Consider the following 21080-nt stretch of genomic DNA (forward strand, 5'->3'; position numbering starts at 1 on the left):
ATGCACGAAGGGCGGCCCGGTCGGCCGCCCTTCGGCATTTTCAGGTTCTGTCAGGCCAGCGCTAAGCTCTGACCTCCTGCCGCTGGAACACGACATAGCCCACGACGTAGAGCAGGATCGTGCCGGCGATCAGACTGACCATCTGCGGCCAGGTCTGGATGATGCTCTCGTTCAGCGGCAGCGGCGACGGCACGCGGCCCTGGAACTGGGCGAGCAGCGTGGTCATCGACTGGGCGTCGGGATTGAGCATTGCGATCACGACCTCGCCGTAGAGCGTGCCGGGCGAGACCCGCGATAGCGCCGTCTGCCAGGCGAGCGTGTCCGGCGTCGGCAGGCCGAGCGTTGCGAACCGGATGTCGGAGGGCGAGATTACCTCGCCGAGCATCTGGGCGAGCGCGGGCCAAAGCAGCGACAGGAACAGCCAGAGGCCGAGTGCCACGAGCGCGGCCGTTGCGGTCGAGCGGAACGCCACTGACAGCAGGATCGACAGCGCGAGCCAGATGCCGCCGTAGACGATGGTGGCGAACAGGAAGATTAGCAGCCGTCCGATCTCCTCGCCGCTGGGCGGGATGCCGAGCCGAATCAAGCCATAGCCGAGAACCAGCAGCCACAGCGTGACGAGACAGATGGTCAGCGTGATCAAGCCGGCCAGGAACTTCCCGAACAGCAGCGCGTCGCGATAGATCGGCTGCGCCAGGATGCGGGACATGGTGCGGCGGTTGTATTCGCCGTTGACCGAGTCGAAGCCGAGCCCGATCGCCATGATCGGCACGAGAATGCTGATCACCACCACGAACGACAACAATGTCTGCCCCGGCGGCGCGAACAGCCGCAGGAACAGGAACGGGTCCTCCGCCGTGGTGTTGCGGATCTGCTCGGCGGCGAAATAGACCACCGCCGCGCCCAGCACGACGACCAGAAGCTGCATGACCAGCATGCGCGCGCTGGTCAGATGGTCGAACAGCTCCCGGAAGAACACGACGCTCATGCCCTGCCAGGGCGAACCTTCACGCTGCGGCATGACTCACTCCCTGGCGCTGGAAGTAGGCGGTGTAGATGGCGTCGAGCGACGGCTCGGCGATCGAAAGCCGGCGCAATGCGCCGCCGGCGTTGACCACGGTCGCGGCGGCCTGCGGCCGCACGTCGGTCTCGGCGAGCAGCCGGTAGCGGCTCGGGCCGGACTGGTCGACGGCCTTGACGCCCGAGATCTCGGAGAACTTGACGGCAAGCCCCTCGCCGTCCGCCTCGACCTCGACGTTGTAGCCGCCGCCCAGCACCTCGCGGGCCAGCTCCGGAACGGTGCCAAGCAGGGCGATCTTGCCGGAGTTGAACAGCGCGACACGGTCGCAGATGCTCTGCACGCGCTCGAGCAGATGCGACGACACCATCACGGCGACGCCGTGCTGCTTGAGCGACCGGATCATCTCCAGAAGCTCGGAGGTGGCGTGCGGATCGAGGCCCGACGTCGGCTCGTCGAGGATCGCGATCGAAACGTCCTTCATCAGGATCTCGGCAAGGCCCAGTCGCTGGCGCATGCCGCGCGAGAAGGCGCCGACCCGCCTCTGCCCGACGTCGCTGAGGCCCACGCGTTCAAGGGCTTCGGCGATGCGCTTGTCGCGCAGCTCGGTCGGAATGCCGATCAGGGCCGCGGTGTAACGCAGGTTGTCCACCGCGGTCATGTAGTCGTAGAAGCCCACGGTGTCCGGCAGATAGCCGACCACCCGCTTCACCTGCAACGGCTCGCGCATGGGGTTGTGACCCATGACGCTGACGCGGCCTGAGGTGATGTCGGTCAAGCCCAGCATCATCAGGATGGTGGTGGTCTTGCCGGCGCCGTTCGGCCCGAGGAGGCCGAAGATCTCGCCCTTGCCGACCGTGAACGAGATGCCGTCCACGGCAGTGGTGCGGCCGTAGCGTTTGGTCAGCCCCTCGACTTCGATGACATTCTCGCTCATCGGCGGCCGAACCTCGCGACGGCCGCGAGCATGATCAGCAGCGCCACGCCGACAATGCCGACCCCGATCAGGCCCCACTGGGTCGAGGTGCCCACCGCGACGCGGTACTGGGTCGAGGCGGTCTCGCCGCGCGAGGTGACCGTGAAGGTCGGAGCGTAATCGCCGGCGATCGCCTTCTCCGGCGGCGTGACGCGGACCTGCACCTCCTTGGGCTGCGTGGCGTTCGCCGGAATACGGTCGACGGTCTTGGGATCGAACTCGATCTTCCAGCCGCTCGGCGCGGAGCTCGAAAGCTCGACCTCCTCGGCCGGCGCACTGCCGGTGTTGCTGATCAGCAGCGGGAACGTGGTTTCCTTGCCGGCCTCGGCGCGGCCGCTCAGCACGCCGTCACGGCCGGCGAGCGAGAGCCGCGGCTGGCCGGTGATCTCGAGCGCCACGGTGGTCTCGGCGGTGGCGTCCTCGGCGGTGGCCTTCACCGTGACCGGATAACGGCTGGCGTTGGCGGTGCTCGGCGGCCGGACCTTGAGCTTGACGGTCTTGGACGCACCGGCGTCGACCGGCAGCGAGTTGAGCTCCTGGCTGCCGTACTGCTCGGTGAAGGTCGCATCGAAGTTCTGCGGCGCCTGGGCACCGAGCGCGACCACGAGGTTGCGGCCCGAGTCGTTCTTGATGTCGAGCTGGTATTCGAAGTTCGACTTGGCGTTGCCGCGGATCGAGGGCAGTTGCGGCTTCAGCGTGAGCTTGGCCGGCAGGTCCTTGGCGAGCGTCACCGAAATCGGCAGCGTCAGCTCGGTGGACGGCCCTTTGGCGGTCACCGTGAGATCGTGCGAGCCCATCGCGGCGTTGTCCGGCACGTCGAGGCGCAGCTGCATCGTGGTGCTGTCGTTGGTCGCGACCATCGCGGCGCTGGCCGGCTGGCCCCCGCCGAGCAGCGTCACGGTCCAGCCCTGAGGGGCGCCGCTCACTGCGAAGTTGAAGCGCTCGGGCGGCAGCGCGTAGTTGCGGAGCCGCAAATTGATGGTGGAGGTCGAGCCAGGCCGGACCGTTGTCGACGGATAGTCCGTCAGGAGGAACATGCCCTTGACCGGGGGCGGCGTATCCTCGGCTGCAGCAGGCAGCGTGGATGCAGCGATCACAAAGGCAAGGGACAGCAGGGTAGTCAGTCTCATAGCGATATCTCCCGGTCGCGCCGTAGGAAATGACCGTTGGTATCGCCCCCTGCGCAGGATTATTCGGCGGACCGAAAAATACCAGCGCGGGAGCAATGTTCCCGGATCATGACGAAATCCGGGCAGAACCAAATTGGAGTTCGCATCATTTGGCAAGTCTCCATGGACAGAAAGCCGCAGGGGGGCCTCAGGCTTGGCTGAACCGAGGCCTGATGAAGGCGCAGAGCAGTTCACGGAACGTCCCCATTGACGAGACGTTGTCCCGAGGCAAGGTTGTGGACCAAGGGCGAGATGAAGGATCCTCGATCATGGATCGTGTCGCCGTCGTTGCACTGCTGTGGTTCGTTGGCTGGACCACCGCGATATGTCAGCTCAGCCAATACCTGTTCAATGATCCGGGCACGGGAGCCATCCTAGGCTTCACGTTTGCATTGCTCACAGTGTTCGCGTGGCCGTGGATTCTGCCGACCCGCCTCGAACACTGGATGCACGAGCACCCCCGCCGGAGCTGATTAGCGGGCCCATCCGAGCCGTTGCGCCGGGAACGGTGCCTTGGTGCACGCGTTGTCATGGCCAGGAGACAGCCATGAAGCGTGTCGCGATCGTCGCAGCGATCTGGTTTGCACTTTGGATCGCGGTCGGCGCCGCCGTTGGCGGCCTCACCGGCGGCAACGGTGGCGGCGTGCAGAACGGCATTTATTTCGGCGCGTTCAACGGAACTTGGTGGGCGCTGATCACGAGCTTTGCCTGGCCGTGGATCATGCCCAACCGCATCGACCGCTGGATGTACAGCCGCACGGAATAAACGGAGGCCGACATGCACAAGGAAGGCGATCACATCGTCGAGACAGCGGTGGAAGCACGGGCCGGCTTCCTCGACCGCCCGGTGGCGGTGGTGCTCGCGGTGAGCACCGCCCTGGTCATCGTGATTTTCGGGCTGGTGTATCTGACGCAGTTCAGCTCATGAGGCGGCGGAGATCCGCGGCACGTCCGGCCAGTCGTGCTCGTTGCGGGCCAGCACCCATGGCTCTTGGAGCGCGGCCTCGGTCCATTCGGCCCAGGCCGGCAGCGCCATGACGGCCGCCATATAGGCGCGTGAGACTTCGCTGACGGCAACATCGTAGGTGTGGAAGCGCGCCACGACCGGTGCGTACATCGCGTCTGCGGCGCCAAATGCGCCGAACAGAAACGGCCCGCCTGCCCCGAAGCGGTTGCGACACTCCGTCCAGAGCGCGTCGATGCGTTTGACGTCGTTGGCGACATCGGCGTCGAGCGCAAGCCTCTTGGCCGGCCGCCACATGTTCATGGGGCAGGCTTTTCGCAGCGGCAGAAAGCCCGCGTGCATCTCGGAGGCGACCACGCGCGCATGAGCGCGTGCCACGGCGTCCGCCGGCCAAAGCTTTGCGGCCGGAAATCTCTCGGCAAGATATTCCAGGATCGCAAGCGACTCCCAGATCCGCACATCGCCGTCGACCAGCACCGGCACCTTGCCGGTGCCTGAAATCTTCAACACCCGCGCCTTGAAGTCTTCGGCGTCGAGCGAGATCACCACCTCGTCGAAGGCGATGCCCGCGACCTTCATGGCGATCCACGGCCGCATCGACCAGGACGAATAGTTCTTGTTGCCGATGACGAGCGTGAGCGCCACGACGGCCCTCCCCTTGTAATGAATGTTAGCGCCGCACCGACTTCACGCAGGCCGCGACCACTTCGACCCGGGCGTTGCTGCGCGAGCGGCAGAGCGCCGAGGATTCGGTCGGATAGATCGCGGGCGCGCGGCCGACCCCGCAATGCGCGGTGAGCAGCACCTCGTCGGGCTCGCACTGCGTCGAGCAATCGCCGGCGCAGGTGGTGCGAACGATGCGGATCCCGGCGTCGCCGTTGGCGCCGCGCGGCCCTTGCGGCCCGGGCGGTCCCTGCGCGCCGCGTTCGCCTGGCGCCCCTTGCATCCCCTGCACCACGCCTTGCGGCGTTGTGATCAGTTGCTGCACCGGTCCCGGCGCTTGCGCGGCCGCGGCCACCGCCTGCGGGTTGGGCGTGGTCCGCGCCGTCACCAGGCTGAACACCACCGCGAAGCCTGCGAGGCCGAGCACCCCAAGCCCCCCCAGAAGCCAGACTTCGGGCGCCGGCCAGCGGCCCGCGGGTTTCGCGTCCGGAGCGGCCGCCGGAGTCACATCCGGCTTGGCTTCTGTCGTCGCGGGCGGTTGCTGTTCGTCACTCATCACAAGATCCAAACGGTCGGCAGGCTTTATGTTCCGGCCGAGGCTTCCCGTCCAGTTAGGCTTTTGTGGGCCGGGGCTCCGGCATCTCGACCGGGCCGCCGGACTTCTTCCAGGCGCCGAAGCCGCCGCGGATATGAGCCACCGGCTTCAGGCCCATGTTCTTGGCGGTCTGCGCGGCGAGCGCCGAGCGCAGGCCGCCGGCGCAGAAGAACACGTAGCGCTTGTCCTCGGCGAATTGCGGCTTGTGGTACGGGCTCTGCGGGTCGATCCAGAACTCCAGCATGCCGCGCGGGCAATGCAACGCACCCGGCACCTTGCCGTCGCGCTGAAGCTCGCGGATATCGCGAATATCGACCAGCACCGTGTCGTCGCGACCGTGGAGCTTCAGCGCCTCCTCGATCGACAGGGTCTCGACCTCGCGCTCGGCGGCCTCGCACAGCGCCTTGACGCCGACAGTGATGGTCTGGGGCATTGCAATCTCCGTTCCTCCCGATGGTGGCAGAGCGCGGACCGTAAGACCAGGGTGCGCAGGCCAGCGCCGGGAAACCGGGCAAACCGCGATCTTGCGCGGGCGTTCCGGGGATGGGAGCGTGGCCCCGGAGATTCGTCATGCCGCTGCTTTCGATCATCGATATCGTGGCGCTCTGCTGGTTTCTCGGCGCCTGGATCGCCTATTCGATCGCGCTGTCGGTGACCGAACGGCGCCGCCGCGGCCTCAACTCCGAGATGAACCGCTACCGCGACGTCTGGATGCTCCAGATGCTCAAGCGCGAGACGCGCATGGTCGACGCCCAGATCGTGGCGGCGCTGCAGAACGGCACCGCGTTCTTTGCCTCCACATCGCTGATTGCGGTCGGCGGCACGCTGACGCTGCTTCGCTCATCGGAAGAAATCGTCCAGGTGGTGGGCACGCTGCCGTTCGGCGTGCAGATGACCCACGTGCAGTGGGAGGCGAAGACCATCGGGCTCGCCATCATCTTCGTCTATGCGTTCTTCAAGTTCGGCTGGGCGTACCGGCTCTACAACTACGTCGCCATCCTGGTCGGGGCGACGCCGCCGGCGAGCCAGCAGGACGAGCCGGAGGCCAAGGCTCACGCGCTGCGCGTCGGCCGGCTGTGCGAGGTCGCGGGACTGCATTTCAACCGCGGCCAGCGGGCGTTCTTCTTCGCGCTCGGCTATCTCGGCTGGTTCATCAGCCCGTGGCTGCTGATGATTTCGAGCGTCGTGGTCGTCGTGGTGCTCTGGCGCCGTCAGTTTGCCTCGGACTCGCGGCGCGCGGTGTGCGGCGGAGAATAGCCAGCCGGGGCGCGGACTCGCGGCGCGATGGACGACGACCGTGATGGAGACGAGAATGAACCGGCGCCGCATGCTCAGTCTCATGGCCCATTGTGCGATAGGATCGATCTTGTCCACCCCCCGTGCGTTCGCCGAGTCCGCGACCAGCCCTCAGATGGCCGAGCTCAGCGCCTACATGAGCGCGGCCCGCGCACGCGCGCTGCCCGCCGATGTGGCGGAGCAAGCCAAGCACCATCTTCTCGATACGCTCGCATCCATCATCTCGGGATCGCGGCTCGCACCCGGCGCGGCGGCGCAACGTTATCTCGGCATGTACGCCGGGAAAGGCAGCGCGACGATCCCTGGCACCGCTCTGTCGGCGCCGCCGCTTGAGGCCGCCGTCGCCAACGGCGTGATGGCGCATGCGGACGAAACCGACGATTCGAACAATGCCGGGCGCTGGCATCCGGGATGCGCGGTCGTGCCCGCCGCGCTTGCCGCGGCTGAGGAACTCGGCGGTGACGGCACGGCGCTGCTCAACGCCGTGACACTCGGCTACGACGTCGGCACCCGGATCATCCTCGCGATGTTCGGCGAAAACGCCAAAGCGAGCTACGACGTCAGCGTCAGCGTTGCCACCCACAGCATCGCCGGCACGTTCGGAGCGGCAGCCGCTGCATGCTGCGTCGCAGGCCTTGACGCGCAGCAGATGCGCTGGGCGCTCGGCTACGCGGCGCAGCAGTCCTCGGGCACCCGGGCGTGGCAGCGCGACACCGATCACATCGAGAAGGGTTTCGTCTTCGGCGGCATGCCGGCCCGCAACGGCCTGACCTCGGCGCTGCTGGTGAAGGCCGGCTGGACCGGCGTCGATGACATCTTCACGGGCGCAGACAACTTCTTCGCGACCTACGCGCCGAAGGCCGAGCCGGAACGGCTCGTCGAAAAGCTCGGCACCCGCTACGACATCGCGCTCACGGACATCAAGAAGTGGACCGTTGGCTCGCCGATTCAGGCGCCGCTCGACGGCCTCGAGGCGATCCGGAAAAAACACCCGTTCGAGGCCAACGAGGTCAAGCGCGTGACGATACGGCTCGCGCCGCCCGTTGCCGCCATTGTCGACAATCGCGACATCCCGGACATCTGCCTTCAGCACATGGTCGCGGTGATGCTGCTGGACAAGACCGTTTCCTTCCACGCTGCGCATGACGATGCGCGCATGCACGAGCCCACAGCGCTCCGCGAACGCCAGAAAGTCGATCTCGTGCGCGACGACGAGCTCACAAAATTTCTGCCGGTTCGCGTAACCCTGGTCGAAGTCGAATTGTCCGACGGAACGCGCCTTTCGGAACGCGTCACCGCGGTCCGTGGCACGCCGCGCAACCCGATGACGCGTGCCGAAGTGATCGACAAAGCGCGCGATCTCGTCGCGCCGGTGCTGGGACGCGACACGTCGGGTCGCCTGATCGACACCATCTATGCGATCGAGCAGGTCGCGGACGTGCGCAGCCTGCGGCCTCTGCTGCGCGGCGGCTAAAGCATTTTCCGGCGAAGTGTGAAGCGGTTCGCCGCAGGCTCAATCAGCGCAGGAACACCCACACGCCGAGCGATGAAGCGGCCAGCACACCGGCCAGCGTGGTGAGGATCATCAGCCAGCCTTCCGCAGGGTCGGGCTCGGCCGCCTCGATCTCTGCGTCGACATTCGTTGCATTGGAAAACGCACGCGGCCTGCCCGCGCCCGCATCCATTTCGATAGACATCCGACGATCCTCCGGCTCGGCGCGCCCGCCTCACCTTTCGTCCGACCGAGTACGCATACTCAAGGTCCCGAATCGTTCAGACTGCGTGTCGCAGGATACAGCCGTTTCCTGCCCGAGCGCGTGATCTGTTGCGGATATCAGTCGGAGTTTAAGAAGCCGTTCACCATGATCGACCCGGCCGACATCGAAGCCGCGATCTTCCGCCTGCTCGGCGAGACAGCCGCGGGCAAGACCATCAGCCCGACCGACGCTGCCAATGTGCTGAAGCCCGGCCCGGAGTGGCACGTGCTGATGCCGCCGATCCGCCGTGTCGCGGTACGGCTCGCGCAGGAAGGCCGGCTGGTGATCTATCGCAAGGGCAAGCCGGTCGACCCGAACGACTTCAAGGGCGTGTACCGGCTCGGCCTGCCGCGGCTGGATTAGGGTCCGGACTCATTAGGCCGTACTCATAACTCGGCCCGATGTCCGCTTCGATCCGAATGCGACCGAAGTACAACATGGTAGCAAAACGGCGCGATGTGCCAAGAATCGACGTCACATTCGGATTGATAGAGGCCACCGACGGGGTGGCCTCGACAGAGATTTACCTTGCGACTAGCGTTCTGCGGTGCCCAGACACGGGAGGACAACATGGTTCGTCTTACCGCTTTCGCTGTTGCTGCCTATTGCTTTCTTCAACCCGGACTGGCCTTCGCACAGGATACAGCGCGACAATTGGTCGGTAGTTGGAAGCTAACCGCTTGGACGATTCAAATTATCGATGGAGGAGCCACACAACCATTTGGTCCCAACCCGAAAGGCAGGGCGCTCTTCACACCGGACGGGTTCTCGGCGTTCATGATCGCCAGGCCAGATCGCAAGCCCGCAACGAGTGATGCGGACTCAGCCGCGCTCCTCAAATCGCTGATGGTCTACACCGGCAAATTCAAAATCGACGGAGACAAACTTACAACCGACGTCGATCTCTCGTGGAACGAGATTTTGACGGGCACGGCCCAAGTCCGGTTCTTCAAGCTGGAAGGAGACAAGCTCTCTATTCGAACCGCCGAACAGGCCAGTGCGGTTTATCCCGGCAAGAAGGTGGTAGGGACACTCACTTGGGAGCGTGAACGCTGAGCGTCTGGATGATGTCCTGCGTCCATTGCGCGCTGACAAGTCCGGTGCGTGACAAAAGCGGATATAAGCTGTGGCTGATCGGATTCGACGTTGAGGCTATTTTGAGCCGACCTGCGTTGTGCCCGACGGACCATATCCCATCACTTGGATGACAACCTCGCCGTCTTTCGCCCATGCAAAATGCGGCTGTTTGGGTGGCTCCGTCCACGAGCCACCCGGGGGCAGCGCTTTCATGGCGGCCTCGTTGAACTCAGGTCCGTACCCAAAATAGAGCGTCCCAGATAGTACCGTTCCGACGCGTTCATCAGGATGAAAATGCGGTGTAACACGGGAGCCTGCCGGAAACCGGATGCGATAAACATACAATCCGGCCTTCTTGTCGTCTCCGGCGATATTCGTTCGTTCAACCCCCGTGGACAGTTTTTCCCACTTCAACTCCTGTGGCGAAATACGAGTCTCGGTCAAAGGGTCTGCATGCACGATACAAGTGAGCGTCGAAAAAGCGAAAGCGCAGAAAACTTTCGTATAACCGGATCTCATAATCCTTTTCCCTTTCTGTTTGCCCGCGACACAAGGTTCCGCGAATGTCCGCTTCGGGTCATTTTCGACCGATTATGCCGGGTGTGTCAGCCTGTTGATGTCCGGCTTGCCCCAAAAGCGACCTTGAACGCAAAGGGCGACGGGTCCGCATCCTAGCACACAGCCAAATGCGGATTGATGCAAGTTTGACGAACGCCAGATAGTTGGCTGCGAGTTTGTCGTATCGGGTTGCGCCACACCAACGTTAGAGTGCTTTCACGGGGCGCTTCCGGGCTCACGCGGATTGAGCCAGCGCTACTGCGTCGGCACCGGCCGGGAAGCGCAGTTGCCCGGACCTGTCGTTTGCGGCGCTCCACACCGCCTCCGCCACGTCGGACTCCGTCGTCACCATAGCCGGCTGTGAGAAGGCGGTTAGCACAGCTTGGGCGAAGGGCGTGTACGCCTCGGGAATCGTGCCTTCCATGCGCGTTCCGGTGTTTTGCGTAAAGCGCGTGCTCGGGCCGTAACCCGGCTCAACCAGCTTGACGCACACGTTGAAAGCTTGAAGCTCGAGGGCCAGCGATCTTGTGAATCCCTCGATGGCCATTTTGCTGGCGGTGTAAACAGCCACCAGCGGCATCGGCGCCAGCGTCGCACTTGAGGTCACGTTCACCACCACGCCCGACTCGCGCGCGCGGAATTGAGGCAGCACCGCCTGCGTCATCGCCATCACACCGAACGTGTTGGTTTCGAACACATCGCGCACCACGGCCATGGGAGTGGCTTCGAAGGCACCGAACAGGCCGATGCCCGCGTTGTTGACGAGCACGTCGATGGGCCCGCTCTGGTCAAGCACCGCTGCGATGCTTTCAGGCCTGGTCACGTCAAGCGGCAGCACGCGGAGGCGCTCCGATTGAGGCAAGATGCCTTCACGCGGCGTCCGCATGGTGGCGACGACGTTCCAGCCCTGTGCATGGAAATGGCGTGCGGTCTCCAGGCCATAGCCCGACGAGCAGCCAGTGATCAATGCGGTCTTCATGTTGGTTTCCCTTCGGTTGGTGGTGAAGGGATAGCCTTCGGAGGCCGGACTATCTACAATCAAAAGTCCATATTTCCTTTGCAATAGTCCGGCAATGATCGATCCGCTCTCGGAAATCATCACCCTGCTTCGGCCGCGTGCCGTGTTCACGAAGGGCATCAGTGGCGCAGGACGCTGGGGGGTGCGTTACACCGACTTCGGCCAGCCAAGCTTCTGCACCGTGATCGAGGGCCGGTGCCGTCTCGCCGTCGACGGCCACGATGCGATCACGCTTGAGGCAGGCGACTTTGTGCTCCTGCCGGCGACGCCTGGCTTTACGATGTCGGGCTTCGATCCGGTGACGCCCGAGCGCATCGACCCGAAGCGATTGCCTTCGCCGGCCGGCGACGTTCGCCACGGCAGGCGCGGCGGACGTCCCGATGTTCGGCTGCTCGGCGGCTACTTCGTCTTCGATTCGGCAGACGCGGGGTTGCTGGTATCGCTGTTGCCGGCACTGGTGCATGTGCGCGGCGTCGAGCGCCTTTCCATGCTGGTACGGTTCGTCGTTGAGGAATCGAGCGAACGGCGATCGGGCCGCGATCTCGTACTCTCCCGCCTGGTCGAGGTGCTGCTCGTCGAAGCGCTGCGGTCGACACAGGGCCAGCGGGCGTCGCCTGGGTTGCTGCGCGGGTTGAGCGATGGGCGACTCGCGGCGGCGATACGGCAGATGCACGGCAATCCCGGGCGGTCATGGACCGTGGCCAAACTCGCGAAGGAAGCTGCGCTGTCTCGTTCTGCGTTCTTCGATCGCTTTGCACGCGCCGTGGGCCTTCCGCCGATGGAGTATCTCCTCGCCTGGCGCATGGCCATCGCGAAGGACTTGCTCCGCCGCGAAGAACTCGGACTCGCGGCAGTCGCCGAGCGCGTGGGTTACAGCTCGGCCAGCACCTTCAGCACCGCTTTCAGCCGCCACGTCGGCCAGCCGCCAGGTCGCTACGCACGAGCAGATTTATCTTGAGAGGCAGGTCACAGCGTAAAGCAACTACGTTTCGTTTTTCGATGCTGCCTTGCGAGCGATGTCTTCCATTTTGCTTGCGGCAAAATTGACGCCGCCAAAACCGATCGCGATGGCCACCACCCAGGAAACGGGGCGGTATGAATCATCGATCCAGACTGTCCCCGGCATCCACCACAGCGCCGATTCAAGCGCTTTGAAAACCATGAACCCCAGCCCCCACAGCGCGAACCCGAGGTAAACCTTGCCAGGCACGCGCTTGTACCAAACCAGCGCATCGAGCTCCGTCAGAGAGAACCGGAAGGCTGCGGGCCGATAGAGAAATATGCAAAGGTAGCTCGCAGCGCATGCCGCCGCGATGACCGAAAGCACTGCAAAAAATACATCGATCCCTTGCATCCTCGTTGGTCGCCTCGGAACGGCTGAGGGTTCAACCCCTCCTTTCAAGGCCTGCCGCGGCGGGATCAAGCGGCTGCCAGATGAGCCCGCAGCGCGTATCATGAGCCGGCTCGCAATCGGGAGGCCCGTGATGCCGGCAAGCGACACGCAATTCGCAGGATCAATCCCGGAGATGTACGACCGGCTGATGGTCCCGCTGATTTTCGAGCCCTACGCACACGATATTGCCCAGCGCGTGCAGGCGCTCAAACCGCAGAACATTCTTGAAATCGCAGCCGGCACCGGCGTGGTGACGCGGGCCATGGCGGCGAGCCTTCCTGCCGCAACCCGCATCGTCGTCACCGACCTGAACCTGCCGATGCTCGACTACAACAAGGCGAAGCTCACCGGAGACGCGCGGCTGAGCTGGCGGCCGGCCGACGCGCAGGATCTGCCATTCGAAGCCGACTCATTCGATGTCGTGGTCTGCCAGTTCGGCGCGATGTTCTTCCCCGACAAGGTGCGGGCCTTCGGCGAAGCCCGCCGTGTTCTCAAGCCGGGCGGCCGGTACGTTTTCAACGTGTGGGACAAGATTTCGGAAAATGATTTTGCCGATGAGATCATAAAGGCGCTCGCCTTGTATTTTCCCGCCGATCCCCCGCGCTTCATGGCCCGCACGCCGCACGGCTATCACGAGCCGCAACCCATCCGCGACGCGCTTGCGGCAGCCGGCTTCACCGAAGTCACGATCGACGCTGTCGATGCAGTCAGCCCGGCCGCCTCGCCGCTCGATGCCGCGATCGCCTATTGCCAGGGCACGCCGTGGCGGAACGAGATCGAGGCGCGCGACGCGTCGCGGCTGGAGGACGCGACCAACCACGCGGCTGCCGCTTTGGAGCGGCGCTTCGGCCGCGGCCCGATCAAAGGGCGCATCCGCGCGCTCGTGATCACGGCGACGGCGTAAGCTTGGCGGTTGGCTCCGCCACGTCAACGTCGGGTCGGGCGACTGATCAGCCATTGCCATCTTTGCGCGTGTCATGCGAAAATTTTCGCGCAAAAATCGCGAATATCGGCTGGGGACTTGGTGAGGGATAGATGCGCGGTGCCATTGTCTTTTTTCTGACGTTGTTTTTCTCGTCTGCGGCGCTCGGACAACAAGCCGCCCCACCCTCCCGCGCTGCCAGCAAAAGCGTTTGCCTCATTCCCGTTGTCGGTCACAAGTTCGACGTCAAGAAAATCGGTGTGATGGTCTTCGGCAATGGCCTCGAGGAGATCGCAGTCGATTCATGGGGTATCGACGAACTCATCGTTCGCAAGGTGGGTACGGTGCTGGGCAACCGGTTTACGGTGCGGCGTATCAATTTTCCGAAGGCCACGCTCGCTGCACTGGAAAGTCCTGGCGGCGGGCTGTTCCGCAACACCACCGCGGAATGGGATCAAGCGGTCGCGGCAGCGGCGCGCGCATCCGGCAAGTGCGATTTGACCATCTCGGTGTACCGAACCGGCGCGGCGTTTTCCAACACCAACCAGACGCTGTTCGGTCTGGGCATCGTTTCGTACGGCGCCGAACTGATGGGCAGCTACTATCTTTTCGCCCACTTCGCCATCAGGATTTATGACGGCAACACCTTCGCGGTTCTGAAAACCGAAGTCGCGCGCACGGAGACGACTCTGGCATCAGTGCTCACCGGCGTCGGCGGTTTGACCCGCCGCGTCGACAAGACATGGTGGCCGGAGACACCACAGGCCGCCGTGCAAAGCGCCCAGATCAGGGATGGAATCCGGACGCTCGTGAACCAGAGTCTGGAAAAAACCCTGCCCGGCATGCTTTGAGCACAACGCGACCTAGAGCGGTTCACTTCTTTTCTGAATCGCTGGGGATTCCGCTGGGCTTCGAATTGTGATTCAAGCTGCTGGCTGGGTTGGAGGCCAGCAGCTCATGACCCGACCTCTGTCCAATGATCTGCGTGAGCGTGTCGTTGCGGCGGTGCGGAACGGTGAGAGCTGCCGGACGGTGGCTTCGCGGTTCGGCGTGGCGGTGTCGTCGGTGGTGAAGTGGTCTCAGCGCTATCGGACGACTGGCTCAGTGTCGCCGAGCAAGATGGGTGGATATCGCAAGCCGGTGCTCGATCCGCATCGGGCCTTCATCCTGGAGCGCATCAGACAGACCCCGCATCTGACCCTGCATGGGCTGAAGGACGAACTTGCCGCGCGTGGGGTAAAGGTCTCGCACAATGCCGTGTGGCTGTTCCTGCGGCGCGAAGACCTGCGGTTCAAAAAAAACACTGTTCGCGCTTGAACAGGCCCGGGCCGACATCGCCCGCAGACGAAAGCGCTGGCGATCCTGGCAGGCCGGTCTCGATCCACGGCGTTTGGTCTTCATCGACGAAACCTGGATCAAGACCAGCATGGCCCCACTGCGCGGATGGGGACGCAAGGGCGATCGCCTGCGAGCTTACGCGCCGCATGGTCATTGGCGGACGCTGACCTTCCTCGGCGCGCTCCGCCACGACGGCCTCACAGCCCCTTGCGTGTTCGATGGCCCGATCAACGGCGAGTGCTTCCGAGCCTATGTCCAGCAGCAACTCGTTCCCGCACTGAAGGCCGGCGATATTGTCGTCATGGACAACCTCGGAAGCCACAAGGCTGCCGTGCTGCGACAGATCATAAGAGCAGCCGGAGCCAGGCTCTGGTACCTGCCGCCCTACTCGCCGGACCTCAATCCGATCGAGCAGGCCTTCGCCAAGATCAAACATTGGATGCGCATGGCTCAAAGGCGCACCATCGACGATGTCTGGCGCCAAATCGGCAGCCTCGTCACAACCATAGGCCCCCGCGAATGCAGCAACTACTTCGCAAACGCCGGATACGCTTCCGTCAAATTGTGAACCGCTCTAGCCCAGCGTCGGGTCGAGCACGATCTTGCCGAGGGACTCGCCCGACTCCACCAGCCGGTGCGCCTCGGCGGCTTGCGACAGCGGCAGCACGCGCTCGATCTGCGTTTTGATCTTGCCCGCCGCTGCGGCCGCGAGGCACTTCGGCACGTCGGGCGGATGATAGCCGGGCATGCCGCGGATGATGATGTTCTTGTGATAGAGGTGCGAGAAATCGATCGTCACGTTCGGGCCGCCATGGGCGCCCGCGGTCACCAGCCGGCCGCGCATGCCGAGCGCGAGGAACGCCTTGGGCAGCACCTTCGGATTGGCGATGTTGTCGTAGAGCACATCGACGCCCTTGCCGCCGGTGAGCTTCAGGACCTCGGCGGTGAGGTCCGTGGTGTTGTAGTTGACGGCGTGGTCGGCGCCGAGCTCGAGGCCGAGCTGCGTTTGATCCTCGGAGCCCGCGACCGCGATCACCTTCGCACCGATCACGTGCTTGGCGATCTGGATTCCGATCGACCCGAGATTGCCGCCGGCGCCCATGATCAGCACCGTCTCGCCCGCTTTGAGGCCTGCGACATTGAACAGCAGGTTCCAGGCGGTCGGCACGTGGCGCGTCACGACCGCGGCATGGTGGAAATCGAGCCCGTCGGGCAATGCGATCACCGCGCAGGACGGCACCGTCACCAGCTCGGCAAAGCCTCCGGGCCGCTTGATCCCCATCATGCCGGTCGGGCCGCTATAGCCAACGTCCACCTCCGGGCAGATGTCGAGCGGCATGATGCCGGCGGCAGCGACCCGCATACCTTTGCGCCATTGGATCACGCCCGGCCCGACCGCATCGACCACGCCCGCACAATCAACGCCGGGGATGAGCGGAAGCGCCGCGCCTCGATGGCCTTCTTTGCCGGCACGCAGGCTCACATCGAGCACGCGGTTGACCGTCGCGGCATGGACGCGGATGCGCACCTCGCCAAGGCGAGGCTCGGGATCGGGCACGGTCTCGTATTTGAGGACGTCCGGCGGACCGTAGTTGCGAATGACGATCGCTTTCATACCGCTCCTTCAAGCCGGCCCGTTCGGTTTGGCATCGGGCAGCGGTCCCGGAAACAGCTCGGACGAGCGCCCGGTGATCCAGTAGACGAACAGCCCGACCAGTTCGTGGGACACGGAGTCGAGTGTGCCGATGCCATTGAGCAGGTAGCGCGGCACGAACCAGATTTTGGCACCGGGCAGCGTGTGCCAATCGACTGGATACGCTTCAACCGGGAACCCGGCCTTTCGGAACGCGCCGACCGCGCGCGGCATGTGAACCGCCGACGTCACCAGAAGCCAGCGCTCGCCGGGCTTCGGATCGACCAGGCGCTTGCTCAAGACGGCGTTCTCGTCGGTGTTGCGTGACTTGTCTTCCACCGTGATGCGCGATGCCGGCACGCCGAGCTGCTCGAACAGCTTCACGGCGAAAAACGATTCCGGCGGATCATTGTGAACCAGGCTTGGATTGCCGCCGGTGAAGACCAGCTTCGCCGCCGGATGGCGGCGCGCCAGCGCAGCGCCCTCGATCAGCCGTTCGACGTCGCCGCCGACCGAGATCATGCCGCGCGCCGCGCTCATGCGGTTGTCGATCGGGCCACCCAGCACGATGATGCCGGTGATCTCGGCACCGGCCTCGTTGCCGGGTGGAAAGCGGTTTTCCAGCAGAGCAATAAGCCCGCGGCCGATCGGCAAGATGCCGATCACGAGGATGATGAGCAGGCAGGCGACCATGAGCCGGACGCCCGCGCGGCGAAACCGCGTCAACAACAACAGCATGCCGAGAATGCCGATGCCGAGAACGATGTTCGACGGGATGGTCAGAAAGGCCAGGACCTTGGACAGCAAAAAGAACATCAGGTTTCCTTGCCGATTTCCTGTCGCTGGCGGGATGAACGTCCGCTACAGGCCCTGCTGTTTCTTCCAGGCCGCGTAGCGCGCCTTGGCCTCGTCGTTCGGCGGATAAAGTCCCGGCAGCGCCACGCCGCGCTCGACCTCGCTGACCACCCAGGTCTCGTAGCGTTCGTGCTCACAGCCTTCGGTGGCGACGAAATCGACAAGGGCCTGCGGGATCACCACCGCGCCGTCGTCATCGACCACGATCACGTCGTCCGGAAAGATCGCGACGCCGCCGCAGGCGATCGGCTCGTTCCAGCCGACGAAAGTCAGCCCATTGACCGAGGCCGGCGCCGCGGTGCCCTGGCAGTAGATCGGCATGTCGGCCTTGAGGCAGCCGGCCTTGTCGCGGATCACCCCGTCGGTGACGAGTGCCGTCACCTTCCGCCGCGCCATGCGCATCACCAGGATGTCGCCGAAGATGCCCGCGGTGGTGACGCCCATCGCGTCGGCGACGGCGATGCAGCCCTCGGGCATGGCTTCGATCGCGGCCCGCGTCGAGATCGGCTTGCCCCAGCTTTCCGGCGTCGCAAGGTCCTCGCGCACCGGCACGAAGCGCAGCGTGAAAGCTTTGCCGACCAGGCGCTGCCCGCCGGGCACGAGCGGCATCGCGCCCTTGATCCAGCAATGCCGGATGCCCTTCTTGAGCAGCATGGTGGTGATGGTCGCCGTGGTGACGTGGCGCAGGAGCTCGAAGGCATTGCTCATCGTGAGGCCTCTTGATTCTAGGCAGGCATCAGGCCGAGCCGCTCGTCGCGGCGGCGCAAAACCATGACGAACGGAATCGACAGCAGCACCATCCATGCCTTGCCGACCACCTGACCGGCGAGGAACTCCAGCGAGCCGAAGGCGAGCCAAAGAAAGATGATGGAGTCGACCACGAGGCCGACCGCGCTCGAGGCCACCACCGCGCTGACCAGCCCGCGCCGGGCGAGCGGCGTGTAGACCGCCATGTCGGCGAATTCGGACAGCAGGAACGCCAGCGCCGAAGCCAGCACCAGCGACGGCGGCGAATAGACCGACGACAGCACCGCGCCCAGCACCACCGCGCTCGCCGAATAGACGACGCCGAGCCGCCGCTGCACCAGATCGCGCAGCACCAGCGCCACGCCGATCATCAAGACACCGGACGGCGCCATCAGCGCGACGTCGTGGACCTTCGGAAACACCGGAAGGAGGCACGGGCCGTTGGGCGGACAGACCGTCCCGACGTTGCCGATCATCCAGTTCGCCACCGGAATGGTGAGGCCGAACGCGATCAGGAAGGCGATGCCCTCGATCCGCCGGCGCTTGTCGTTGCTCATGTCGTCTCCGCAATAAAACGGGCGTAGCCATCCGCCCGCAGCCGGCACGCCGGGCATGTGCCGCAGCCAAAACCCCAGTCATGCCGATGATTCCGGTCACCGAGGTAGCAGCTATGGGTCTCCTCTAGGACCAAATCAAGCAGCGGCCTGCCGCCGATGGTTTTCGCCATGGCGAAGGTCGCGGCCTTGTCGACCCACATCAACGGCGTATGAACCACGAACGGCCGCTCGGTGCCGAGCCGGAGCACGGTCTGCATGGCCTTCATGGTCTCGTTGCGGCAGTCCGGATAGCCTGAATAGTCGGTCTCGCACATGCCGGCGACGAGATCGTTGGCGCCGCGCCGATAGCCGAGCGCCGCCGCAAAGGTCAGGAAGATGATGTTGCGGCCCGGCACGAAGGTGTTCGGCAGGCCGCTGTCGGCCATCTCGATCTGCATGTCGCGGGTGAGCGCCGTGTCGGAGATCGCGGCGAGCGCATCGAGCTTGACCACGTGGTCGTCGCCGAGCCGCGCGGCCCAATCCGAGTTCAGCGCCGCGAGCCGTTCGCGGATTCGCGGCCGCACTGCAAGCTCCACCGCATGGCGCTGGCCATAGTCGAAACCGACGGTCTCGACGCGGGCAAAGCGCTCCAGCGCCCAGGCGAGACACACGGTGGAATCCTGGCCGCCGGAAAACAGCACCAGCGCAGTGGTCGGGCTCATATCCATGAAGGATGACTACGTTGCTCTTTCGGCGCGAAGATGCGCTAGAATTTCCGCATATACCGGGAGCAATACGTCATGGCCAAGGCGCGCGGGCTGATCGCGGTCGACAAGATGGGCGGCAAGGTCCTGTTTCTGGACCCGGAGACCTACGAAACGCAAATCACCATCGACGGCTTTCCCCGCACCGTGCACGAACTGCTGGTGGTGCCGGAAACGAGCCTCGCCTATGTGCCGATCTTCGGCGACGGCGTTCATGGCCGCAATCCCAACCCGCAGCACTTCCTCTGCATCTTCGACCTGCATCAGCGCGCCCATGTCGGCACCATCGATCTGCGGCCCTACATCGCGCCCCATACGCTGAAACTCGGCCCCGACCGGATGATCTACATCACCTGCGAGAACAGCGCCAAGGTGGTGGTGATCGATCCCGGCACCAACAAGGTGGTCGAAGCCCTGGATTCCGGCTCGACCAACGGCCACCGGCTGATCATCGCGCCGGACGGCTCGCGGCTCTACACGGAGAACGAGGAGGACGCGACCGTATCGGTGATCGACCTGAAGACGCGGAAGCTCACCGGCAAGATTGCGACCCCTCGCCCGCTCGCCGGCATTGCGATCTCGCCGGACGGCCGCACCGTGATCGCGGTCGACGACGCCGAGCCGGCGCTATTCCTGATCGACACCGCGAACGAGCGCGTCAGAGACGAAATTCGACTGAAGGCCGTGCCGAAGGCCGCGCAGATCGCGCGCTACGCGCCGGACTGGAGTCTGCTCGGTGTCACCAGCCTCAACAGCAACACCGTCAGCCTGATCGATCCGTCATTCAAGGAGCAGACCGCGATCAAAGTCGGCAGCCAGCCGATGGACATGGCGTTCCACGGCGACGAACTGTTCGTGCCGTGCCAGGGCGACGGCTCGGTGCATGTGATCGACATCCCGAACCGCCGGCATAAGTCGAGTTTCAAGTGCGGCACCGGCTGCGAGTCGATGGCATTCTTCTGACGCATGGCAAAGGACCTCACCAGCATCGCCGACCGGCTGATTGCGGCTTACGACACGGCGACCACTTTGAAGCCGATAACGGCCGACGCTCCGGATTTCAGCGTCGCCGACGGCTACACGGTGCTGGCCGACATCGAGGCCCGGCGGCGGGCGCAAGGCTGGCACTCCGTCGGCCGCAAGATCGGTTTCACCAACCGCACCATCTGGCCGCGCTACGGCGTGCATCAGCCGATGTGGGCGCATGTCTGGTCGCATACGGTGCACGTCGCGAAGGACGGTCGCGCTACGCTTGATCTCAACCCGTTTGTGCAGCCACGGATCGAGCCAGAGGTGGTGTTCAAGCTCAAAGCACCCGTATCGCCCGTCGACGATGCGCTCGCGGTGCTGGCCGCGACCGAATGGATCGCGCCAGGATTCGAGATTGTGCAGAGCCATTTCCCGGATTGGAAATTCACCGCCGCCGATTGCACCGCGGCGTTCGGGCTGCACGGCGCGCTGGTGGTCGGCGCACCGCTGATGGTGACGGAACAGAACCGCACCGCCTTGGCCGCCACGCTGCCGGTTTGCGCCGTGACGCTGTCGCGCGGCGGCACGATGGTCGATCTGGGCGTCGGCGCGAACGTTCTGGACAGTCCGGCGCTGGCGCTCACGCATCTGGCGCGGCTGATCGCCGACCAGCCGCAGGCGCCGAAGCTCGCCGCGGGAGAGATCGTCACCACCGGCACCATCACGGATGCGTGGCCGGTGGCGCCAGGCGAAACCTGGTCGTCGGATTACAGCGTGCCCGGCCTTCGCGGCCTCGCCCTGCAATTCAGCGAGACCATGCGCTAACGATCCG

28 protein-coding genes and 1 pseudogene are annotated in these 21080 nt (G+C 64.6%); 13 read left to right on the forward strand and 16 right to left on the reverse strand.

Going from position 1 to position 21080, the window contains the following annotated elements; genetic code table 11:
* Window positions 1-61 precede the first annotated feature (61 nt).
* From RHPLAN_RS21920 to RHPLAN_RS21930, 3 genes are read right to left on the reverse strand one after another with little or no spacing between them, the layout of a single operon-like run.
* Window positions 62-1021 carry an ABC transporter permease subunit gene (locus RHPLAN_RS21920; protein ID WP_068021910.1) on the reverse strand — a complete coding sequence of 320 codons (960 nt, stop codon included), beginning with the start codon at window positions 1019-1021 and terminating at the stop codon, window positions 62-64.
* Window positions 1008-1955, reverse strand: coding sequence for an ABC transporter ATP-binding protein (locus tag RHPLAN_RS21925; RefSeq protein WP_068021913.1), 948 nt, complete (start codon window positions 1953-1955; stop codon window positions 1008-1010). The genes RHPLAN_RS21920 and RHPLAN_RS21925 overlap by 14 nt, the downstream gene beginning before the upstream one ends.
* On the reverse strand, window positions 1952-3124 hold the full coding sequence (locus tag RHPLAN_RS21930) for an NEW3 domain-containing protein (protein WP_068021915.1): 1173 nt from the start codon (window positions 3122-3124) through the stop codon (window positions 1952-1954). Before RHPLAN_RS21930 ends, RHPLAN_RS21925 begins: the two co-directional genes overlap by 4 nt.
* Before the next feature lie 308 nt (window positions 3125-3432).
* Between RHPLAN_RS21930 and RHPLAN_RS21935 the strand changes: the two genes are divergently transcribed.
* The 3 genes from RHPLAN_RS21935 to RHPLAN_RS39535 all read left to right on the forward strand — a co-directional run bounded on the left by RHPLAN_RS21935 (window position 3433) and on the right by RHPLAN_RS39535 (window position 4091).
* A complete protein-coding gene (locus tag RHPLAN_RS21935) occupies window positions 3433-3636 on the forward strand; it encodes a hypothetical protein (RefSeq protein ID WP_157100405.1) in 204 nt (67 codons plus the stop codon).
* A gap of 74 nt (window positions 3637-3710) precedes the next feature.
* Entirely contained in the window at window positions 3711-3929 is a 219-nt protein-coding gene (locus RHPLAN_RS21940) for a hypothetical protein (RefSeq protein ID WP_068021922.1), read from the forward strand.
* 12 nt (window positions 3930-3941) lie between these two features.
* A complete protein-coding gene (locus RHPLAN_RS39535; protein ID WP_157100406.1) occupies window positions 3942-4091 on the forward strand; it encodes a hypothetical protein in 150 nt (49 codons plus the stop codon).
* Here RHPLAN_RS39535 and RHPLAN_RS21945 read toward each other — a convergent pair.
* The 3 genes from RHPLAN_RS21945 to RHPLAN_RS21955 are packed head-to-tail and all read right to left on the reverse strand — an operon-like array spanning window position 4086 to window position 5818.
* Complete coding sequence (locus tag RHPLAN_RS21945) at window positions 4086-4772, reverse strand: glutathione S-transferase family protein (RefSeq protein WP_068021924.1); 687 nt, start codon at window positions 4770-4772, stop codon at window positions 4086-4088. The two genes, RHPLAN_RS39535 and RHPLAN_RS21945, sit on opposite strands and share 6 nt — an antisense overlap.
* A 25-nt stretch (window positions 4773-4797) precedes the next feature.
* Window positions 4798-5346: a hypothetical protein gene (locus RHPLAN_RS40860; protein ID WP_068021927.1), complete on the reverse strand. Its 549-nt coding sequence runs from the start codon at window positions 5344-5346 to the stop codon at window positions 4798-4800.
* Between the two features lie 55 nt (window positions 5347-5401).
* Window positions 5402-5818 carry a rhodanese-like domain-containing protein gene (locus RHPLAN_RS21955; protein WP_068021930.1) on the reverse strand — a complete coding sequence of 139 codons (417 nt, stop codon included), beginning with the start codon at window positions 5816-5818 and terminating at the stop codon, window positions 5402-5404.
* A gap of 137 nt (window positions 5819-5955) precedes the next feature.
* Here RHPLAN_RS21955 and RHPLAN_RS21960 point away from each other — a divergent pair, with 137 nt between their 5' ends.
* On the forward strand, window positions 5956-6642 hold the full coding sequence (locus RHPLAN_RS21960; protein WP_068021933.1) for a DUF599 domain-containing protein: 687 nt from the start codon (window positions 5956-5958) through the stop codon (window positions 6640-6642).
* A 109-nt stretch (window positions 6643-6751) separates the two neighbouring features.
* A complete protein-coding gene (locus tag RHPLAN_RS21965) occupies window positions 6752-8155 on the forward strand; it encodes an MmgE/PrpD family protein (protein ID WP_237179886.1) in 1404 nt (467 codons plus the stop codon).
* A gap of 43 nt (window positions 8156-8198) precedes the next feature.
* Here the strand turns inward: RHPLAN_RS21965 and RHPLAN_RS39540 are convergent, their stop codons facing one another.
* Entirely contained in the window at window positions 8199-8378 is a 180-nt protein-coding gene (locus RHPLAN_RS39540) for a hypothetical protein (protein ID WP_157100407.1), read from the reverse strand.
* 165 nt (window positions 8379-8543) lie between these two features.
* Here RHPLAN_RS39540 and RHPLAN_RS21970 point away from each other — a divergent pair, with 165 nt between their 5' ends.
* Window positions 8544-8801 carry a DUF3253 domain-containing protein gene (locus RHPLAN_RS21970; protein WP_068021942.1) on the forward strand — a complete coding sequence of 86 codons (258 nt, stop codon included), beginning with the start codon at window positions 8544-8546 and terminating at the stop codon, window positions 8799-8801.
* A 207-nt stretch (window positions 8802-9008) separates the two neighbouring features.
* A complete protein-coding gene (locus RHPLAN_RS21975; RefSeq protein ID WP_157100408.1) occupies window positions 9009-9494 on the forward strand; it encodes a lipocalin-like domain-containing protein in 486 nt (161 codons plus the stop codon).
* Window positions 9495-9590: 96 nt separating this feature from the next.
* On the opposite strand, the gene RHPLAN_RS39545 is transcribed toward RHPLAN_RS21975, so the two are convergent.
* The 3 genes and pseudogenes from RHPLAN_RS39545 to RHPLAN_RS21980 form a co-directional block, all read right to left on the reverse strand.
* Complete coding sequence (locus tag RHPLAN_RS39545; RefSeq protein ID WP_157100409.1) at window positions 9591-10034, reverse strand: cupin domain-containing protein; 444 nt, start codon at window positions 10032-10034, stop codon at window positions 9591-9593.
* Between the two features lie 154 nt (window positions 10035-10188).
* A pseudogene (locus RHPLAN_RS39550) lies at window positions 10189-10266 on the reverse strand (IS5/IS1182 family transposase); the annotation flags it as partial.
* Between the two features lie 42 nt (window positions 10267-10308).
* The gene (locus RHPLAN_RS21980; RefSeq protein WP_068021944.1) at window positions 10309-11052 is read right to left on the reverse strand and encodes an SDR family oxidoreductase; all 744 of its coding nucleotides are present in this window, start codon (window positions 11050-11052) and stop codon (window positions 10309-10311) included.
* Window positions 11053-11146: 94 nt separating this feature from the next.
* Here RHPLAN_RS21980 and RHPLAN_RS21985 point away from each other — a divergent pair, with 94 nt between their 5' ends.
* Entirely contained in the window at window positions 11147-12049 is a 903-nt protein-coding gene (locus tag RHPLAN_RS21985) for an AraC family transcriptional regulator (protein ID WP_068021947.1), read from the forward strand.
* A gap of 24 nt (window positions 12050-12073) precedes the next feature.
* On the opposite strand, the gene RHPLAN_RS21990 is transcribed toward RHPLAN_RS21985, so the two are convergent.
* Window positions 12074-12445 carry a hypothetical protein gene (locus RHPLAN_RS21990; RefSeq protein WP_068021950.1) on the reverse strand — a complete coding sequence of 124 codons (372 nt, stop codon included), beginning with the start codon at window positions 12443-12445 and terminating at the stop codon, window positions 12074-12076.
* A 130-nt stretch (window positions 12446-12575) separates the two neighbouring features.
* On the opposite strand from RHPLAN_RS21990, the gene RHPLAN_RS21995 reads away from it, so the two are divergent.
* The 3 genes from RHPLAN_RS21995 (at window position 12576) to RHPLAN_RS38485 (ending at window position 15312) form a co-directional block, all read left to right on the forward strand.
* Window positions 12576-13388 (forward strand): class I SAM-dependent methyltransferase, encoded by an 813-nt coding sequence (locus tag RHPLAN_RS21995; protein ID WP_068021954.1) that lies wholly within the window; start codon window positions 12576-12578, stop codon window positions 13386-13388.
* 278 nt (window positions 13389-13666) lie between these two features.
* Window positions 13667-14257 (forward strand): hypothetical protein, encoded by a 591-nt coding sequence (locus tag RHPLAN_RS22000; protein WP_157100410.1) that lies wholly within the window; start codon window positions 13667-13669, stop codon window positions 14255-14257.
* A 106-nt stretch (window positions 14258-14363) separates the two neighbouring features.
* A protein-coding gene (locus tag RHPLAN_RS38485; protein WP_157099989.1) for an IS630 family transposase occupies window positions 14364-15312 on the forward strand; the annotation gives its coding sequence in 2 pieces (ribosomal slippage) (window positions 14364-14699 and window positions 14701-15312; 948 coding nt in all).
* A gap of 6 nt (window positions 15313-15318) precedes the next feature.
* Here RHPLAN_RS38485 and RHPLAN_RS22015 read toward each other — a convergent pair.
* From RHPLAN_RS22015 to queC, 5 genes are read right to left on the reverse strand one after another with little or no spacing between them, the layout of a single operon-like run.
* Window positions 15319-16359, reverse strand: coding sequence for a quinone oxidoreductase family protein (locus RHPLAN_RS22015; RefSeq protein ID WP_068021959.1), 1041 nt, complete (start codon window positions 16357-16359; stop codon window positions 15319-15321).
* Between the two features lie 9 nt (window positions 16360-16368).
* The gene (locus RHPLAN_RS22020) at window positions 16369-17193 is read right to left on the reverse strand and encodes a YdcF family protein (protein ID WP_068021961.1); all 825 of its coding nucleotides are present in this window, start codon (window positions 17191-17193) and stop codon (window positions 16369-16371) included.
* Window positions 17194-17238: 45 nt separating this feature from the next.
* Window positions 17239-17940, reverse strand: coding sequence for a ribonuclease activity regulator RraA (locus tag RHPLAN_RS22025; RefSeq protein WP_068021964.1), 702 nt, complete (start codon window positions 17938-17940; stop codon window positions 17239-17241).
* A gap of 17 nt (window positions 17941-17957) precedes the next feature.
* Window positions 17958-18536, reverse strand: coding sequence for a VUT family protein (locus RHPLAN_RS22030; protein WP_068021967.1), 579 nt, complete (start codon window positions 18534-18536; stop codon window positions 17958-17960).
* Window positions 18533-19243: a 7-cyano-7-deazaguanine synthase QueC gene (gene queC, locus RHPLAN_RS22035; protein WP_237179887.1), complete on the reverse strand. Its 711-nt coding sequence runs from the start codon at window positions 19241-19243 to the stop codon at window positions 18533-18535. The genes RHPLAN_RS22030 and queC overlap by 4 nt, the downstream gene beginning before the upstream one ends.
* Window positions 19244-19315: 72 nt before the next feature.
* Between queC and RHPLAN_RS22040 the strand changes: the two genes are divergently transcribed.
* Both RHPLAN_RS22040 and RHPLAN_RS22045 read left to right on the forward strand, forming a co-directional pair.
* Window positions 19316-20242 carry a beta-propeller fold lactonase family protein gene (locus tag RHPLAN_RS22040; protein WP_068021970.1) on the forward strand — a complete coding sequence of 309 codons (927 nt, stop codon included), beginning with the start codon at window positions 19316-19318 and terminating at the stop codon, window positions 20240-20242.
* Window positions 20243-20245: 3 nt separating this feature from the next.
* Window positions 20246-21073 (forward strand): 2-keto-4-pentenoate hydratase, encoded by an 828-nt coding sequence (locus RHPLAN_RS22045; RefSeq protein WP_068021973.1) that lies wholly within the window; start codon window positions 20246-20248, stop codon window positions 21071-21073.
* Window positions 21074-21080 lie beyond the last annotated feature (7 nt).

Origin of the sequence: Rhodoplanes sp. Z2-YC6860 (genome assembly GCF_001579845.1) — a bacterium.
GTDB lineage: Bacteria > Pseudomonadota > Alphaproteobacteria > Rhizobiales > Xanthobacteraceae > Z2-YC6860.

Coding starts and splice junctions, on each gene's coding strand:
- RHPLAN_RS21920 (WP_068021910.1), bottom strand. CDS start 1,021: ATGCCGCAGCGTGAAGGTTCGCCCTGGCAGGGCATGAGCGTCGTGTTC.
- RHPLAN_RS21925 (WP_068021913.1), bottom strand. CDS start 1,955: ATGAGCGAGAATGTCATCGAAGTCGAGGGGCTGACCAAACGCTACGGC.
- RHPLAN_RS21930 (WP_068021915.1), bottom strand. CDS start 3,124: ATGAGACTGACTACCCTGCTGTCCCTTGCCTTTGTGATCGCTGCATCC.
- RHPLAN_RS21935 (WP_157100405.1), top strand. CDS start 3,433: ATGGATCGTGTCGCCGTCGTTGCACTGCTGTGGTTCGTTGGCTGGACC.
- RHPLAN_RS21940 (WP_068021922.1), top strand. CDS start 3,711: ATGAAGCGTGTCGCGATCGTCGCAGCGATCTGGTTTGCACTTTGGATC.
- RHPLAN_RS39535 (WP_157100406.1), top strand. CDS start 3,942: ATGCACAAGGAAGGCGATCACATCGTCGAGACAGCGGTGGAAGCACGG.
- RHPLAN_RS40860 (WP_068021927.1), bottom strand. CDS start 5,346: ATGAGTGACGAACAGCAACCGCCCGCGACGACAGAAGCCAAGCCGGAT.
- RHPLAN_RS21955 (WP_068021930.1), bottom strand. CDS start 5,818: ATGCCCCAGACCATCACTGTCGGCGTCAAGGCGCTGTGCGAGGCCGCC.
- RHPLAN_RS21960 (WP_068021933.1), top strand. CDS start 5,956: ATGCCGCTGCTTTCGATCATCGATATCGTGGCGCTCTGCTGGTTTCTC.
- RHPLAN_RS39540 (WP_157100407.1), bottom strand. CDS start 8,378: ATGTCTATCGAAATGGATGCGGGCGCGGGCAGGCCGCGTGCGTTTTCC.
- RHPLAN_RS21970 (WP_068021942.1), top strand. CDS start 8,544: ATGATCGACCCGGCCGACATCGAAGCCGCGATCTTCCGCCTGCTCGGC.
- RHPLAN_RS21975 (WP_157100408.1), top strand. CDS start 9,009: ATGGTTCGTCTTACCGCTTTCGCTGTTGCTGCCTATTGCTTTCTTCAA.
- RHPLAN_RS39545 (WP_157100409.1), bottom strand. CDS start 10,034: ATGAGATCCGGTTATACGAAAGTTTTCTGCGCTTTCGCTTTTTCGACG.
- RHPLAN_RS21980 (WP_068021944.1), bottom strand. CDS start 11,052: ATGAAGACCGCATTGATCACTGGCTGCTCGTCGGGCTATGGCCTGGAG.
- RHPLAN_RS21985 (WP_068021947.1), top strand. CDS start 11,147: ATGATCGATCCGCTCTCGGAAATCATCACCCTGCTTCGGCCGCGTGCC.
- RHPLAN_RS21990 (WP_068021950.1), bottom strand. CDS start 12,445: ATGCAAGGGATCGATGTATTTTTTGCAGTGCTTTCGGTCATCGCGGCG.
- RHPLAN_RS21995 (WP_068021954.1), top strand. CDS start 12,576: ATGCCGGCAAGCGACACGCAATTCGCAGGATCAATCCCGGAGATGTAC.
- RHPLAN_RS22015 (WP_068021959.1), bottom strand. CDS start 16,359: ATGAAAGCGATCGTCATTCGCAACTACGGTCCGCCGGACGTCCTCAAA.
- RHPLAN_RS22020 (WP_068021961.1), bottom strand. CDS start 17,193: ATGTTCTTTTTGCTGTCCAAGGTCCTGGCCTTTCTGACCATCCCGTCG.
- RHPLAN_RS22025 (WP_068021964.1), bottom strand. CDS start 17,940: ATGAGCAATGCCTTCGAGCTCCTGCGCCACGTCACCACGGCGACCATC.
- RHPLAN_RS22030 (WP_068021967.1), bottom strand. CDS start 18,536: ATGAGCAACGACAAGCGCCGGCGGATCGAGGGCATCGCCTTCCTGATC.
- queC (WP_237179887.1), bottom strand. CDS start 19,243: ATGGATATGAGCCCGACCACTGCGCTGGTGCTGTTTTCCGGCGGCCAG.
- RHPLAN_RS22040 (WP_068021970.1), top strand. CDS start 19,316: ATGGCCAAGGCGCGCGGGCTGATCGCGGTCGACAAGATGGGCGGCAAG.
- RHPLAN_RS22045 (WP_068021973.1), top strand. CDS start 20,246: ATGGCAAAGGACCTCACCAGCATCGCCGACCGGCTGATTGCGGCTTAC.